This is a genomic window from Stenotrophomonas maltophilia (genome assembly GCF_013464485.1).
GTDB classification, from domain to species: domain Bacteria; phylum Pseudomonadota; class Gammaproteobacteria; order Xanthomonadales; family Xanthomonadaceae; genus Stenotrophomonas; species Stenotrophomonas maltophilia_AW.
Genome location: NZ_RAUX01000015.1, coordinates 29,232 through 45,789, shown reverse-complemented (window position 1 = coordinate 45,789; position 16,558 = coordinate 29,232). Strand labels below are relative to the sequence as shown.

The 16,558-nt window shown below is 63.0% G+C and carries 7 protein-coding genes; all 7 read right to left on the bottom strand.

The window, feature by feature from the left end; translation table 11 throughout:
- Window positions 1-70 precede the first annotated feature (70 nt).
- Window positions 71-565 carry a VOC family protein gene (locus D7Y61_RS07100; RefSeq protein ID WP_154353644.1) on the bottom strand — a complete coding sequence of 165 codons (495 nt, stop codon included), beginning with the start codon at window positions 563-565 and terminating at the stop codon, window positions 71-73.
- A gap of 126 nt (window positions 566-691) precedes the next feature.
- Window positions 692-2,698, bottom strand: a complete 2,007-nt coding sequence (locus D7Y61_RS07095; protein ID WP_180865685.1) for a M13 family metallopeptidase — start codon at window positions 2,696-2,698, stop codon at window positions 692-694.
- A gap of 241 nt (window positions 2,699-2,939) precedes the next feature.
- Window positions 2,940-5,042, bottom strand: coding sequence for a M13-type metalloendopeptidase (locus tag D7Y61_RS07090; RefSeq protein WP_180865684.1), 2,103 nt, complete (start codon window positions 5,040-5,042; stop codon window positions 2,940-2,942).
- Window positions 5,043-5,232: 190 nt separating this feature from the next.
- Window positions 5,233-8,100 (bottom strand): TonB-dependent receptor plug domain-containing protein, encoded by a 2,868-nt coding sequence (locus D7Y61_RS07085; protein WP_180865683.1) that lies wholly within the window; start codon window positions 8,098-8,100, stop codon window positions 5,233-5,235.
- 186 nt (window positions 8,101-8,286) lie between these two features.
- A complete protein-coding gene (locus D7Y61_RS07080) occupies window positions 8,287-10,314 on the bottom strand; it encodes an alpha/beta hydrolase family protein (RefSeq protein WP_180865682.1) in 2,028 nt (675 codons plus the stop codon).
- A gap of 166 nt (window positions 10,315-10,480) precedes the next feature.
- A complete protein-coding gene (locus D7Y61_RS07075) occupies window positions 10,481-13,288 on the bottom strand; it encodes a TonB-dependent receptor domain-containing protein (protein WP_180865681.1) in 2,808 nt (935 codons plus the stop codon).
- Between the two features lie 341 nt (window positions 13,289-13,629).
- Window positions 13,630-16,419, bottom strand: coding sequence for a TonB-dependent receptor plug domain-containing protein (locus D7Y61_RS07070; protein WP_180865680.1), 2,790 nt, complete (start codon window positions 16,417-16,419; stop codon window positions 13,630-13,632).
- Between the last annotated feature and the right edge of the window lie 139 nt (window positions 16,420-16,558).

Sequence of the window (16,558 nt, the reverse complement as noted above, 5' to 3'; positions counted from 1 at the left end):
CTCTGAAAAAGGGGACGGAGGGGATTAAGTCGTAATCGGCATCTGAGCACAGGCCCGTGCGGGAAGCGACTTAGTTCCCTCCGTCCCCTTTTTGGATGGCGGCGTCGATGGTGGCGATGTCGATCTTCTTCATCGGCATCATCGCGTTGAAGGCGCGCTTGGCCAGTGCTTTGTCCTTGCTGGTCACCGCTTCGATCAGCATGCGTGGGCTGATCTGCCAGGAGATGCCCCAGCGGTCCTTGCACCAGCCGCATTGGCTCTCCTGGCCACCGTTGCCGACGATCGCATTCCACAGGCGGTCGGTCTCGGCCTGGTCCTCGGTCTGGATCTGGAAGGAGAACGCTTCGCTGTGCTTGAACGCGGTGCCGCCGTTGAGGCCAAGGCAGGGAATGCCGCAGACGGTGAATTCGACCGTCAGTACGTTGCCTTCCTTGCCGTCGGGGTAGTCACCCGGTGCGTGATGTACGGCAGTTACTGCGCTGTCAGGCAGGAGGCTGGCATAGAAGGTGGCGGCCTCGAGCGCGCCGTTGTCGTACCAGATACAGATCGTGTTCTTGTGTGCCATGTCGGGGCTCGGCGATGGACGAAGCCGCAGCGATAGCACGCCTGGTGTTAACCCGGGATCGTGCTGCACCCGCAAAAAAGGAGGGCGCCCGAAGGCGCCCTCTGCGTTACCAGTGCAGCGGGTAGCTCAGCGCCAGACCTTGATCTGCTCGGCTTCGCTGCGCAGCATCGGCTGGCCTGCCTTGCAGTTGAAGGTGGCACCGAATGCCGGCAGGTTGGCCAGCGTGCCGTTGCTGCGCCAAAGGCCCGGTGCACGGATGTCGGCGGTCAGGCGACGTACGGCCTCGTTCGGCGACAGCTGCTGCGCCCACAACGCCGACCACGCGCGGAAGAAGCCCTGCTGCTGTGCCTGCTTGGCCTTCGGCTCCTGCGCGGTGTATGCGGCCCAGGCCAGTTCCAGGCCGGCAATGTCGGCCAGGTTCTCTTCCTGGGTAAGCGCGCCGTTGACCTTGGCACCCTTCACGCCCGGGAAGTCGTAGGCGCCGTACTGCACGGCCACGCGGTTGCCGAGCAGGGTCCAGGCGGTCTTGTCGGCCGGGGTCCACCAGCTGCGCAGTTCACCCTTGGCGTCCACCAGCGCACCCTTCGCGTCGATCGCGCGGGTCAGCTCATGGCCGACCAGGCCACCGAAGCTGCCGAACTTGTCGGCGGCGTCGGCCTTGGCGTTGAACACCGGGCCCTGCAGGATCGCAGCGGTGACGATCAGGCGGTTCTGCGCCAGGTCATAGGCCAGCGACGGCTGCTGCGGCAGCACGTCCCAGCGACGATCGGCATTGCCCTTGCCGATGCGGCGCATCTCCTCACGGTGGCGCCAGGTCGATGCGATCAGCATGTTGCCGCCGAACGAGCCGCGGCCCATCGGTTGCACGGTGTAGTCGAGATCACGCAGCGGGGTACCGATCTCGATCTTCAGCGCAGCCAGCTTGGCCTGTGCTTCGGTCTTGGCCTCGGCACTCATCCAGCTGCTGTTCTTGACGGCCTCGATCTGCACTTCACGCACCTTGTCGACGATCCACGCGGCCTGGCGACGATCTTCGGCCGACAGGTAGCGGGAGGCGTATTCGCGGCCGACCATCGGGCCGGCGGCTACGTTGATCGCGTCCAGCACGTCTTCCCAGCGCTGCGGCGGCAGGGTTTCGCCGCGCAGTACGCGACCACGGAATTCAAACTCGGCGTCGCGATAGGCCTTGGACAGGTACGGCGCCATCGAGTCGCCCACACGCCAGCGCAGGTAGGCCTTCCACTGGTCCGGCTTGAGCTTGCCGACCATGCCGTCGAGCTGCTTGAACAGGCCCGGATCGGCCAGGGAGACCAGATCGTCGTTCACGCCCTGTGCCTTCAGGAATGCATCCAGCTGCAGGTTGCGGTAACGGCTGTTGAGCTCCTTGGTGGAGATCGGCGCGTAGTTGTTGAACGGGTTGTTGATGCCGGCCAGCGACTGCGCATTGCGTGCCAGCTCGGTTTCCAGCGCGATCACTGCCTGCGATTCGGCATCCAGCTTGGCCGCCGGGGTGCCGGTCAGTGCCAGGATCTGCTTGACGTAGTTGCGGTAGCGACCCATCAAGGCCACGGTGTCGGCATCGGTGCGGGTGTAGAACGCCGGATCCGGCAGGCCCATGCCGCCCTGCATGAAGTAGCCGATGTGGCGGTCCAGCGCCTTCAGATCGACGTCAGGGCCGAAATTGAAGGCCACCGGGATGCCGACCTGATGCAGCGCGGCGATCGAGGCCGGAACATCCTTGGCCTTTTTGATGGCGTTGATGCGGGTCAGCAGTGGCGCGATCGGATTGGAGCCGTCTGCTTCCACGGCGGCTTCATCCAGGCCGCTGGCCCAGAAGTCGCCGAGCAGTTTCTGCACATTGCCCTGTGGCGCCTTCATCGCCGCATCGAGCAGTTCGCGCTGCTGCTGGCGGCTGCGGTCGACCAGCTGGCCCAGCGCGGTGATGGCACCGGTCTGCGGCACCGGGTTGGCCTTCAGCCAGCCTGCATTGGTGGCATCGTAGAAGTCGCTGCACTGGGCGCTGACGGCCGGAGCGCGTGCGGCCTTCTTCTTGGCGGCGAACGCATCGTGGGTCGGGACCAGGGTCGCCAGGCTGATGCCCAGGGCGATGGCAAGCGGGCGGAAATTGGGCATGTGGAACGAATCCGTGATGGATTGAGGGCGCGCGCACTATAGCAAGCCGGGCATGGGCGCGGCATGCACGCATCACGGTGACTCCGCCGTGCCGTGCGCCGACCAAGGTCGGCATCTACCCTCGGCGTGGGCGTGCACAGCACAGTAGATCCACACCATGCGTGGATGGCGGGTTCCGAAACAAAACAAAGGCCCGGGAATTCCCGGGCCTCTGCAGGTCTGGCTTGGCGTCAGCCGTGACTTACCAGATCACCACCTGCTGCTCGCCAGTGCGGGCCATCGGCGAGCCGGCCTTGCACTGGAACGCGGCGGCGAAGGTCGGCAGGTTCGACGGCGCACCCATGGCGCGGAACTGCGCCGGCGCGTGCGGGTCGGTTGCGAGGCGGACCTTGGCGTTTTCCGGGGTGTACTTGGTACGCCACACGGTGGCCCAGTTGAAGAAGAAGCGCTGGTCGCGGGTGAAGCCGTCGACCTTGGCATCTTCCTTGCCGGCGGAGGCCTTCTGCAGCGCGTCGTAGGCCGTAGCCAGGCCGCCCAGGTCAGCGATGTTCTCGCCCAGGGTCAGGTGGCCGTTCACGGCCTGGCCGTCGACCTTGTACTGGTCGAACTGCTTGACCAGCTTGCCGGTCAGGCCTTCGAAGTTCTTCTTGTCAGCGGCGGTCCACCAGTCTTCCATGTTGCCGGTCGGCCCGAAGCGGGCGCCCTGATCGTCGTAACCGTGGGTCATTTCGTGGCCGATCACCGCACCGATGCCGCCGTAGTTCAGCGCGTCATCGGCCTTCGGGTCGAAGAACGGCGGCTGCAGGATGGCGGCCGGGAACACGATCTCGTTCTGCAGCGGGTTGTAGTAGGCGTTGACCGTCTGCGGGGTCATGCCCCACTCGGTCTTGTCCACCGGCTTGCCGATCTTGGACAGGTTGAACTTGTAGTTGAACTCACTGGCCGCGCGCACATTGCCCAGGTAGCTGTCGCGCTGGGTCTGCAGGCCCGCCCAGTCACGCCACTTGTCCGGGTAACCGATCTTCGGGGTAAAGGTTTCCCACTTGGCGATGGCCTTTGCCTTGGTTTCATCGCTCATCCAGCTCAGGCCCTGGATGCGTTCCTTCAGCGAGGCGGCCAGGTTCTTCACCAGCTCTTCCATCTTCGCCTTGGCTTCCGGCGAGAAGGCAACCTTCACGTACAGCTGGCCGAAGGCTTCGCCGGCATCGTTCTCGATGGTGCCCAGCACGCGCTTCCAGCGCGGCTTCTGTTCCTTCTGGCCGTTGAGGGTCTTGCCGTAGAACTCGTAGTTCTCCTGCACGAAGGCGTCGGCCAGGTACGGCGAGGCGCTGTCCACGGTGTGGAAGCGGAGGTAGGCACGCCACACCGACGGATCGGTGTCGCCCAGTGCCTTGCTCACTTCCTCATGGAAGGCCGGCATGGCCAGCGAGAACTTCTCCGGTGCGGCCACGCCCTGCGACTTGAAGAACTCGGTCCAGCTGAAGTTCGGGGTCAGCTTGTCGGCGTCGGCCAGGGTGACCGGGTTGTAGTACAGCTCGACGTTGCGCGACAGCTCGACGCGCGACTTGGAGGCCTTGGCCAGGCGGGTCTCGAACTTGACCACGTCCTCGGCCTGCTTGGCCGCATCGGCAGCGGCGACGCCGGACAGCTCCAGCACCTTGGCGACGTGCGCCTGGTAGGCCTTCAGCTTGTCGGCGTTCTTGGCATCGGTGTAGTAGGTGCTGTCCGGCAGGCCGAGGCCGCCCTGGCTGGCGTAGGCCAGGTTGACAGCCGAGTTCTTGAAGTCGGCTTCGGCGCCGAAGCCGAACAGGACGTTGTCACCCTTGGCGGCGCTGCTGCGCAGGTAGTTGGCGATGGCCGCCTTGTCCTGCAGGCCGTCGATCGCGGTCAGGTCGGCCTTCAGCGGCTCGATGCCCTGGGCGTTGATCTTGGCTTCGTCCATGCCGGTGGCCCACAGGTCGCCGACGATCTTCTCGATGTGGTTCGGGTTCTTGACCTGCGCGACCTGTTCAGCCAGCTGGTGCTGCACGGCCACCGAACGCTCGTCGAGGATGGTGAAGGCGCCCCAGCTGGTGCGGTCGCCCGGGATTTCATTGGCGGCCAGCCACTTGCTGTTCACGTAGTCGCCGAAGGCGCCGCAGGCGTCCTTGCTGGTATCCAGATCGCTGGGCTGGAAGGCGTTGTAGGCCGGCAGCTTGCTCTCGTCCAGCGTGTACTGGGTGGCTTCGGCCGCAGCCGGCGTGGAGGCGGTGGCGTCCTTGGCCGGGGTTTCGTTCTTGCCGCAGCCGACCAGCGCGGCCGAAACGGCCAGGGTCAGCAGCACGATCTTGGGAGTACGGGTCACTTTGATGGCCTCCAGGCCGAGTGAGTCAGGGAAGGGCCGCGGGGACGGCCGTGGGCCGAACAATACGCCGCCGGCCTGCCCTGCAAGGGTGTCGAAGGTCATGGCCGGGTGCAAGGGGGCCGTTTCGTGGCCCGGAAAAGACAGACCCGGCAAAAGCCGGGTCTGTCGGGGTGCTGCGATCAGGCGTGGATCAGAACTTGTACTTCAGACGCACGAACGGGGTGCGGCCGTACAGGTCGTACTGGGTCGCGAATGCCGCAATGTTGCCGTAGCGGGCATCGCTGACGCCGGTGGAGATCAGCGGCGGAGTCTTGTTGAAGATGTTGCTGACACCCACCAGGATTTCCCAGTCGGCCTGCGAGTAGCTGACCGATGCGGTGTGGTAAGTACGCGAATCGACCACGATGTCACGGTAGGAGTTCGCACGGCCCTGGTAGATGAATACCGGATCCAGGTCGATGTCCTTGGTCTTGTGGATATAGGTGGTCAGCCAGTTGTAGGTCCAGTCTCCACGGGTCAGGCTGAGTGCCAAGTTGCCCACAACCTTCGGACGCCCGATGTCACCAAGAAGTTCATTGGACGAAAGGCCACTTTCCTCAGCGCTGGAGAAGACCTGCTGGGTATCCTCGATGGTGTAAGTGACCTGGGTTTCGGCAGAGAACTTGCCGAACGAGAAGTCGTGGTCGAAGTTCGCAGTCAGATCGTAGCCGCGAGTGCGCTGCTTGTTGATGTTGACGTACTGGTTGTACACATCAGTGATGTTCCAAGCCTCATCGCCGGTACCGGGGTTGCGGACCAGCAAGCCGCAGAAGGCGTTCGGATACACCGCAGCGCCATAGCAACCCTTGACGATGTCAGCCGTGGTGATCTGGCCGATCTCGTTCTTCACCTGATAATCGAAGTAATCGATTGCCACACTCAGATTGGCAAAAGTGGGGGTGAACACGATACCTGCGGTCTTGGCACGGGAGGTTTCCGGAATCAGCTGGCCTGCACCGCCGCCCGAATACACCGTCGCACTGCTGCCGGCGCCTGCGTAGTCGGCAGGAATGCCAGCCGCAGCACAGTTGCGCTGGTAGTTGGTGTTGGAGCTCTCACCCCAGCGGATGCAGGGGTCGATGCCGGTCTGTCCCAGGAAACCGGTCTGGTTGCCCAGATAGAGCTCATACAGGCCCGGAGCACGGTAGGATGTGCCGATCGAGCCGCGCAGGCGCAGCGACGGAATGACCTGCCAGTTGAGGCCCACCTTCCAGACCTCGTCGGTGCCATCCACCGAGTCGTACTGGAATGCGCGGCCGGACGCGTTCAGGCTCAGCGACTCAATCGCGGGCAGGCCCTTCAGCAGCGGGACATCGAATTCAACAAATGCTTCCTTGACCCTGTCGTCGCCCTTGGTGACATTGGCCGAGCTCGAGCCCCAAAGGTCCTGTGCCTTTGACAGTTCACCCGGCTGATCGTCGATCGAGTAGTAGCGGTACTCCAAGCCCGCGGCTACGCCCACAGCACCTGCCGGCAGCTCGAACAGGTCGCCGCTGACCACGGCATTGATCGTGGCCTGCTTGTAGATCGTCTTACCCCAATCCCACTGTCCCAGCAGATTGCTGAGTTCATCGACTTTGGCTCCGCTCAGATAGCCCGGATCGAGGTAGTTCAGTGTCGGCGCGTTGTCAGTGTAGTCAACGTCGCCGGTCTTGGAGGCCTGGATGCCAAAGTTGCCGTACTTGCCCTTGGAGTGGCTGAAGTTGGCATTGACTTCCCATGCCCAAGTATCAGTGCCCTTGAACAGACCATCGAGCTTGGTGGCGCCGTAGAAGTAGTCGACCGTGACGTCCTGCTGCGATTTGAACGGCATGATCGGACGGATGACGCCGGTGAAGCCTGAACCTGCCGGTGCCTGGATCCGCGGGAAGAACTGGCGCCAGCGGAAGGACTCGGTCTCTCGACGGTTGAACAGCCACTGGGTCTTCCAGTTGACGGAGTCGAAGGCGAAATCGGTGGCTACGAAGACGCTCTTGCGCTCCTGCTGGTTGATGATCTGCTCTTCACCAAAGCGTGCGAAGTTCAGCGGCTCATCATAGTAGGCCTGTCCGCCGCCAGCGTAGGTACGGGTGGTACGCGGGCGATAGCCGGGCAGTGGGCCGATAGTGTTGCCTTCCGGCGAAGGGACATAACGGACGGCACCTACGTCGACGACGTTGTGCAGCAGGTTGTTGCAGTTTGCCAAGTTGGTGCCGGCAGTGATTGAGCGATCCTGACGGTCAATGCGGTTGCCATCGGCATCCTTGACCAGATCATTGCTGCAGTTCAGATAGTCACGGTCGTTGCGGTTCAGTTCGTAGTGCTTATACCACTCTGCCGCAGCCACGATGCTGCCTTTCTCGAAGTTCCAGCCGTTGGCCAGTGAGGCAGCGAACACTTCGCCGCCGCCTTCGGTCGGCACGCGGCCGGTCACGGTCAGCTCAGGACGCTCGATGTTCTTTTTGGTGATCAGGTTGACCACACCGGCCACGGCGTCGGAACCGTAGATGGAGGACGAGCCGTCCTTCACGATCTCGGCGCGCTGCAGGATGGCGGTGGGAATGACGTTCAGGTCGAAGGCGCCGACGGCGCCACGGGTACCGGCCGGGCCGGGGCGCTGGCCATCGAGCAGCACCAGGGTGCGGTTCGCGCCCAGGCCACGCAACGAAACCGTCTGCACGCCGGTACCGCCGTCCACAACGAAGCCGCCGAACTGGTGGGTGATCTGGGTTTCAGCCGAACCGATGGCCGACTTCTGCAGGAACTCGGCCACGTTGACCTGGCCCTGCTTGGCATTGGTTTCGGCATTGATCGTGAACACCGGCGAGGTGGTTTCATAGTCCGCACGGCGGATCAGGGAGCCGGTGACGGTGATCTTGTCAAGATCCGTCGCGCGCTGGGAAGACGAGGAAGTGCTTGACGCCTTTGCTTCCTGCTGGGTGGATTCCTGGGCCAGAGCCGGTGCGACCTGCAGGCAGGCCAGCACAGCAAGAGTCAACGGGACGCGGCTTGGCTTGGTTTGGCGGTTGGCGGTGCGCATTTCGTTTTGATCCCCACTTGTTATGCTTCGGTTAATGGAGTGTATGAGCCGCGTAAAGTAAATGCAACATGAATATTAAAATCTCTTAACCTGTTGTTGTTAGGGGGAAATTCAGCGTCTGGGGCATGAAAAAGCCCCTGCCGGGCGGGCAGGGGCTTGGTGGGGACGCTTGGTGCGAAGCGAGGATCAGAGGCCGCCGGGGCCGCAGTCCTTGGCCAGGTAGTCGGCCATCAGCGTCAGGGTGGTCCTGAAATGCACGGGGTACCACGGCATGCTGTGCGGCATGTCGGGGATCAGCTCGAACCGGGCCGGCACCTTGCCCTGTACGCCGCTGTAGAAGTTCCTCGCATGGAAGGACGGCGTGCGTACGTCACGGTCGCCGACGAAGGTCAGCAGAGGAATCGTGGCCTTCGCAGTGTTCTGCATCGGGTCCATGCCTTTCACCGTGCGCCCCTGCAGAATGCGCTGCAGGCGGTTCTGGCTCCAGGAGGTGCCCAGCCGGCCAAGATCGGTGACCGGGGCACCAGCGATGGCGCACTGATAGGGCGACGGGCTCCGCACCGTTGCGGCGGCAGCCGCGAAACCACCATAGGAATAGCCGAAGATCGCGATGCGGTCCTTGGCGGCGATGCCTTGTGAGACCAGCCAGGCGGCGCCGTCATCCTTGTCGTCCTGCATCTTCTGGCCCCACTCGGCGTCACCTGCCAGCCAGAGCTTGCGGCCAAGGCCGGCGCTGCCGCGGTACTGAGGGCGCAACACGGCATAGCCGCGCGAAGTGAAGAATGGTACCCAGCCTGATGCATCCCAGCCGGTGTAGTCGCGCGCCCACGGCCCGCCGTGCGGATGCACGAGTGCCGGCAGCGGGCCGTCGCCCTGCTTCCAGCCCGGCGGGAGGTCCAGAATCGCCGGAATCTGCAGGCCATCGCGTGCGGTGTAGGTCACCCAGCGTTGTTCGCCAATCTGCTTGCTGTCCACCCAGGGGCGCTCATTGCCGAGCGGCACGACATCCTTGCGATCGGCCAGGATGAAGTAGCTCTTCGGGTTTCGGTTGCTCTCCGTGGTGAACAGGACGCGCGAAAGGTCGTCGTTGTAACCGGTGATGTAGACGCTCATGCCGGGATAGGCTTTCTGCAGGCCCTCCTGCAGGGCCTTCATCTGCGGATCCACGTACACGGCCTGCCGCTGCGGACCGTCGATATAGAAGCCGAGGACCTGGTTGAAGTTGCTCTTGCGCGTGCCCAGGATCAGTGAACTGATCGAGAAGGATGGATGGGCGGCCAGAGGCTCCTTGTCGAACTCCTTCTTGGCGGGATCGTACAGTCGCGCCTGCACCAAGTCAGAGAACTGGTCGGTCAGCACGTACAGCTTGCCGCTGTCATCGTCTATGCCGACGACTTCCACCGTATAGCGTTCGCTCAGTCGGGTGGTCAGGGGGGCGTGCACTTCGAACTGGCCGGCGCTGTTCTTGATCAGAATGCGTTGTTCGAAATCGTCGGAGCCGGCGGATTCGACCTGGGTCTGGGTCAGGACTTCACCTGTCCGGGGGTGGAACAGGCCGGGTGATGTGCGCGAGCTGCCCTTGAACAGCAGTTCGGTCTGGCCGGTGCGCAGGTTGAAGCGGTAGTAGTTGGCCTGCAGTGTGGCTTCGTTGAGCTGGCTGATGATGACCCTGTCTGCATCCAGCGGCAGTCCATGGACCAGCGAGGCGGTACCCGCAAGTTCGAGGCAGCGAAGGGTCTCGGGGCTGACCCCGAGCGTGCGGGTGTTGTTGGCGAAAGCCTCGTCGAACTTGGTCTGGGTGGCGTCGGTGAGGTAAGCCTTGGTCAGGAAGGTCTTGGTGGCTCCCGTACTGTTGCCTTCACCGCAGCCGCCGAGTTTGCCTGTCCATTCCTGGCGTCCGATGACGAGGTTGCGTCCCGCCTTCAGTGCGCTTGCCGCGATGAACTTCATCCGGTCACCGGATGGCGTGATGGCGACCGGACCGGCGCCGAGGTTGTCCAGGTTCCAGTTGGCCAGGGCGGTATCGCTGTTGTCGCTGCCGGGCGCGGCGACGATGGCCACCAACTGCTTGCCGTCGGCGCTCATGGTGACCGACTGGATGGTTGGGATCTTGGCGAAATCCTCGGCTGGCAGAGGGCTTGCGAGGGCAGGAGCAATGCACAGCGCCGCCAGAGCGGCGGCGCCAAGGCGGGCAGGGGTCAAGCGCAGTTCCATGGTCGGCAGGGTCCTTGTGGCGGGCACATCAATATGACCTGAAGATGAACGAAGACGTGGGGCGAGTCAACTTGGCGTGAAAGCCCTGTGGACCGGTCCTGCCGGGGGAGGAAGCCCAAAGAAGGACCCCGCCGGGGCGGGGTCTTCGGTGTGGCGAGGGCGGAGATCAGTTGCCGCCGAACTCGTACTTGGCCTGCACGTAAATGGCACGCCCGTAGGCGTTGTACAGGTAGTTGTTGTACGGCTGGCCGCTGGTGCCGGCGAAGCTGAAGCGCTGGTTGTCCGGCATCTTGTTGAACACGTTGTTGACCATCAGCGACAGGGTCAGGTTGTCCAGCGCGCGATAGTTCACGCTCAGGTTGTAGGTGGTGTAGGACCCCCACTTGCCTGCCTTGTAGCCGGAACTGTGGACGTAGTCGTAGCCATTGCCTACGTAGGCCATGTAGTTCGGCGTCTTGCCGATGTAGTTGGCATACAGGGTGGTGGTCCACTTGTCCTTGGCCCAGCCGACCGAACCATCGGCGCGCACCTTGGCGTACGAGTCGTATACCCACATCGCGTACGGGTCACGCAGCAGGTCCAGGAACTCATCGCCCGGCTGCGGCTGCAGTTCGCGCTTGAGCATGTCGGTGTAGTTGCCCGAGAACTGCAACGAACCGAAGCGGCCCATGTCGTGCACGTACTTGAAGCTGGCGGTCAGCGCTTCCAGGTTCTGGCGGGCGACGTTCATCTTCGGGGTGTAGATCTCGTCCAGCACGCCGGATGCATCGCGGGTGATCCAGTCGTTGACGTTCTGGCAGCTGGCCGAGGTGTTGTTGGCTTGGCCGCCACGGCAGTAGTACTCGGCCAGCAGCAGCTGGTCGGAGCTGAGCGTATCGACCTCGTTCTTGATCTTCCAGTTGTAGTAGTCCACCGACAGCGACAGGTTGTTGATCGGTGCCCACACAACACCCGCGTTCCAGACGTCGGCGGTGATCGGTTCCAGGTCCGGATTGCCGGCGCGGGTGCCGAATACCGAGACGCTGTCATACGGGCAACCGGTGGTGTTGGCCGGGTCGTAGCCCAACTGACCGCAACGGTAGTAGTCGGTGGAGCCGTTGGCGTAGTAGCCGCTACGGCCCTGGAATGCGTCGGACAGGGTCGGAGCGCGGAACGCCGTACCGTACTTGCCGCGGAACAGCAGGCTCTCGATCGGACGGAACTCGATGCCGATGCTGTAGGTGGACTTGTCGACGGTGTTGCTGCCGATCTTGAAGGCGTCGTAGCGGCCGGAGCCGGTGACTGTCAGCGTGTCATGCAGCGGCAGACGGAGCTCACCGGTCACGGCGTAGTTGCTGCGGTGGCCGGCGCCGGAGACCGCCGTGGTGCCCCAGACGCTGCCATCCATCAGGCCCGGATCGGGGCTGTAGTCCCAGCCTTCGCTGCCACCTTCAACGACCACGGCCAGGCCGGCGTCGCCGCCCGGCAGCTTGAACAGTGAGCCGTTGGTGACCTGTGCACGGGCCAGATTCTGCCAGGTACGGCTCTGGCTGTAGCTGTAACCGGTGAAGGTCTGGAAGTCTCCGGCCGGCAGCGGCGCGTAGAAGGCTTCCCAGTTCGGGCTGTAGATGTCGTAACCGGTGCTGGTGGTGCCCAGCACCGGGCCGAGCACGCGCTGTTCGAAGTAATCGTTGATCGGGTCATTCCAGCGTACGAAGTTGCGCTCGGTCAGCTTGTACTCGCCGCGGGTAAAGCTGAGGCTGTAGTCCCAGTTGCCGGCCGTGCCGCGTCCGCCCAGGGTCACCTGGTAGGCCTTGTTCCGATCGGTGTTCATGATGTCGCGGTAGCCTTCACCGCCGATGTCTTCCGGGGCGAACACCCGCTGCAGGTTCATGTACTGGCCGCTGGCCTGGTCATAGAAGCGGCCCCAGCCGGACGAGGTGCCCCACCAGGTGTAGCCGGAACCCGTCGCGTACTTGACCTCTTCCAGGCTGTACAGCGCATCGCCGAACAACTGGAAGTTGTCATTCACGTCGAAGGTGGCAGAACTGTAGATCTGCGCGCTTTCCTTGCCGTTCTTGATGGTCTTGTAGCCGGTGCCATAGGTGGAGCCACATGCCTGGCCGGTGGGCCGGGTGCCGAGCACCGTGGTGCCATCGAACTGCCCGGCCACATTGGCGCACAGGTTCGGGTCCATCATGGCGTAGGCGTTGTTGGCGGCCGGCAGCAGCACCAGGAAGTCGTTGGAGACGTACTGTGGGCTGTAACCGTCGGGATTGTTGACCTTGGTCAGATCGCGCTGGTAACCCCAGATGGGGCTGGTCTTCTCATACTGCACGTTGACCAGCGCGTGGAAGCGGTCGTCGATGCCATTGAAGCCGCGGGCGCCGCTGAGGCGGAAGCTGCTGCCACCGCCTTCGCTGTAGGCGCCGCCACGGACATTGAGCACGCCACCGTCCATGCGCTCCTTGAGGATGATGTTGACCACGCCGGCAATCGCATCCGAGCCATACAGGGAGGACTGGCCACCCGGCAGGATCTCGATGCGCTCGACGATGTCGATCGGAATGCCGCTGATGTTGTTGAACGTATCGCCGCCGTTGTAAAGCGCCGGATACGAAAGCATCGGGCGACCGTTGATGAGGTACTTGGTGTAACCCGGGCTGAGGCCGAACATGCCGGCCGCTTCAGCGCCCTGGGTGAACGAAGCCGAGGTCTGGCCGCCCTGCAGGCCGCCGGTGGACAGCGAAGACTGCTGCAGGACGTCGGCGACGCTGGTGAAGCCGCGGGTCTGGATGTCCTCGGCGGTCACGGTCAGGACCGGCGTATGGTTCTCGATCTCGGTCTGCGGAATCAGTGAGCCGGTGACGGTGACACGGTCAAGTTGCGTCGGCGCGTTGCCGCTTTGCGCCAGGGCCGTGCCGGAAGCCAGCAGCGTGCCGAGAAGTGCGAGGGTCAGTGGGTGGCGCGAGAGTGTGGAACGATGGCGAGACATGGAAAATCCCCGTAGTGAGCAATGTCCTGGCTACCGGCCTCCTTGTCGGTTTAACGATCTGTTCAGTTGCATTCCATTCAGTTGGACCGTAACACGCGCTTAACGCAGAGGACACGCGATCGTCATTTCGTCAATCGCGGTTTCAGCTGAAAAATGGCGAGATATCAATGGCTAACGCCAATTGTTTTGATATGTTTCAAAAGGTGGCGATATGAAGGACATTCTGTCGCAGTGCATTTGCTGCTTCTGCATCAGTGCTTTACGAAGGCTTCCCGGAACCAAAAAAAAGGCCCCGCCGAAGCGGGGCCTGGTCCAGACACGAAGTCCGGAAAACGACGGGATCAGAAGTTGTACTTGACCTGGGCCGAGATCTGGCGGCCGTAGACGCTGTAGAAGCCGTCGTTGAACGGGGTCGATTCGTTGCCCGGGTAGTTGTAGCGCTGGCCTTCCGGCAGCTTGTTGAACACGTTGTTGACCATCAGCGACAGGACCAGGTCTTCCTGTGCCTGGTAGTTCATGCTCAGGTTGTACGTGGTGTATGAACCCCACTTGCCGGCCTTGGCGCCGGAAGAGTGGACATAGCCGTAGCTGCGGCCGGTGTAGGCCAGGTAGTTCGGGGTGCTTCCGACATAGTTGGCGTACACGGTGGTGGTGAACTTGGCGATGTTCCAGGCCACCGACAGATCGCCGCGGACCTTGGCGAAGTTGTCGTAGTACCACATGTTGTACGGGTCGCTCAGCAGGTCGAGCTTGGCGGCACCCGGCATCGGCTGCACTTCACGCTTCAGCATGTTGGTGTAGTTGCCGGAGAACATCAGCGAGCCGAAGCGGCCGATGTCCTGCTGGTACTTGGCCGCCACGGTCACCGCTTCCAGGTTCTGGCTGGCAACGTTGAGCTTCGGCGTGTATACGCGGGTCAGATTGCCACCGGCGTCGCGGGATATCCAGTTGGTCACGTCACCGCAGCTGGCCGAGGTGTTGTTCGGCAGGCCGTTGTGGCACTGGTACTCGGCCAGCAGCAGCTGGTCGGAGCTCAGGGTCTTGACCTCGTTCTTGATCTTCCAGTTGTAGTAGTCGGCCGACAGCGAGAAGTTGCTGACCGGGGCCCACACCACACCTGCGCTCCAGACATCCGCGGTGATCGGCTTCAGGTCCGGGTTGCCGGACTTTTCGCTGTACACCGAGGTGTTCTTGTAGAACGAGCAGGCCTCATCACGCAGGCCATAACCCATCTGGCTGCAGCGGTAGTAGTCGTTCTGGCCGGACGAGTACGAACCGCTCATGCCCTGGAAGGCATCGGACAGGGTCGGTGCGCGGAAGGCGGTGCCGTACTTGCCGCGCAGCAGCAGGCTCTCGATCGGACGGAATTCCAGGCCGATGCTGTAGGTGGCCTTGTCGACGGTCTTGTCGGCGATCTTGAAGGCGTCATAGCGGCCCGAGGCGCTGACGGTCAGGGTGTCGTGCAGCGGCATGCGCAGTTCGCTGGTGACCGCGTAGTTGCTGCGGTGGCCGGCGCCGGCGACGGCGGTGGTGCCCCACACATTGCCATCAACGAACGCCTGGTCCGGCGAGTAATCCCAACCTTCGCTGCCGCCTTCCAGCACGACGGCCAGGCCGGCATCACCGCCCGGCAGGCTGAACAGCGAGCCGTTGGTCACCTGCACGCGACCCAGGTTCTGCCAGGTCTTGCTGCGGTGGGTACCGTAGCCGGTGAAGCTGGCGAACTGGTCCGGGGTGATCGGCGAGTAGAAGGCCGCGTAGTTCGGGTTGTAGATGCCGAAGCCACCAGCCGAGGTGCCCAGGCGCGGGCCCAGCACGGTCTGGCCGAAGAAGTCTTCGATCTTGTCCTTCCAGCGCACGAAACGGTTCTGGTCCAGGCGGTACTCGCCGCGGGTGAAGCTGGCGCTGTAGTCCCAGTCGCCGACCATGCCCTTGCCGCCCAGGGTGACCTGGTAGGCACGGCTTTCATCGGAGTTCATGATGTTGTTGTAGTGACCCGGGCCGATCTCTTCCGGCGCGAAGGCACGCTGCAGGTTCACGACCTTGCCGGAGCCCTGGTCGTAGAAGCCGCCCATCACCGACTTGGTGCCCCACCACAGGGCGCTGGAGCCGGAGGTGAACTCGGTCTTTTCCTTGCTGTACAGCACGTCGGCGAACAGCTGGAAGTTGTCGTTCACGTCGAAGGTCATCGACGAGTAGAACTGGCCGCTGTTCTTGCCGTTCTTCAGGGTCTTGTAGCCGGCGCTGTACACCGAACCGCAGGACTGGCCCGACGCGCGCTGGCCGACCACGGTGGTGCCGTCATACAGCCCAGCGACGTTGGCGCAACGGCTCGGGTCCATCATCAGCAGCTTGTTGTCAGCGTTGGTGATGACGGCGAAGTCGTTCGACGGAACCTGGGCGGTGTAGCCGACCGGGTTGTTCTGGCGGGTGATGTCGCGCTGGTAGCCCCAGATCGGGCTGCCGTTCTCGATCTGAACGTTGAACAGCGCATGGAAGCGGTCGTCGAAGGCGTTGATGCCCTTGGCAGCGCTGAAGCGGATGTTGCTGCCGCCGCCTTCGGTGTAGGTGCCGCCACGGAGGGTCATGGTGCCGCCGTCCATGCGCTCCTTCAGGATGATGTTGACCACACCGGCGATCGCGTCCGAGCCGTACAGCGAGGACTGGCCGCCCGGCAGCACTTCGATGCGCTCGACGATGTCGATCGGAATGCCGCTGATGTTGTTGAAGGTTTCGCTGCCGTTGTACAGCGCCGGATACGAGAGCATCGGGCGGCCGTTGATCAGGTACTTGGTGTAGCCCGGATTCAGGCCGAACATGCCGGCGGCTTCGGCGCCCTGGGTGAACGAACCCGAGGTCTGGCCGCCCTGCAGGCCGCCAGTGGTCAGCGACGACTGCTGCAGCACTTCAGCAACACTGCTGAAGCCGCGGGTCTGGATGTCTTCGGCGGTGATGGACATCACCGGGGTCTGGGTTTCAACCTGGGTCTGCGGGATCAGCGAACCGGTGACGGTGATCTTGTCCAGGTTGGTCGCCTTGTCCTGGGCCATTGCCGGGGCGGCGGCCATCAGGGCGGAAATCAGGGCGACGGCGAGCGTGTTGCGACGTGCGGTGTTGCTTACGTAGTTCATGTAGTTCCATTGGAGAGCAAAAACAAAAACGGCACTGCGCATGCGCCATCGCGCGGACTGGAAATGCCAGCTCCGCAGCCCAAAACAGTGCCGGTCGAACGTAACATGAACTTAACAATCTGTGCACGAATCTGTAGCA

Bases quoted from the DNA above. Each gene is read 5' to 3' on its own strand.
- D7Y61_RS07085 (WP_180865683.1), bottom strand. From the start codon at position 8,100: ATGCGCACCGCCAACCGCCAAACCAAGCCAAGCCGCGTCCCGTTGACT.
- D7Y61_RS07100 (WP_154353644.1), bottom strand. From the start codon at position 565: ATGGCACACAAGAACACGATCTGTATCTGGTACGACAACGGCGCGCTC.
- D7Y61_RS07075 (WP_180865681.1), bottom strand. From the start codon at position 13,288: ATGTCTCGCCATCGTTCCACACTCTCGCGCCACCCACTGACCCTCGCA.
- D7Y61_RS07070 (WP_180865680.1), bottom strand. From the start codon at position 16,419: ATGAACTACGTAAGCAACACCGCACGTCGCAACACGCTCGCCGTCGCC.
- D7Y61_RS07080 (WP_180865682.1), bottom strand. From the start codon at position 10,314: ATGGAACTGCGCTTGACCCCTGCCCGCCTTGGCGCCGCCGCTCTGGCG.
- D7Y61_RS07095 (WP_180865685.1), bottom strand. From the start codon at position 2,698: ATGCCCAATTTCCGCCCGCTTGCCATCGCCCTGGGCATCAGCCTGGCG.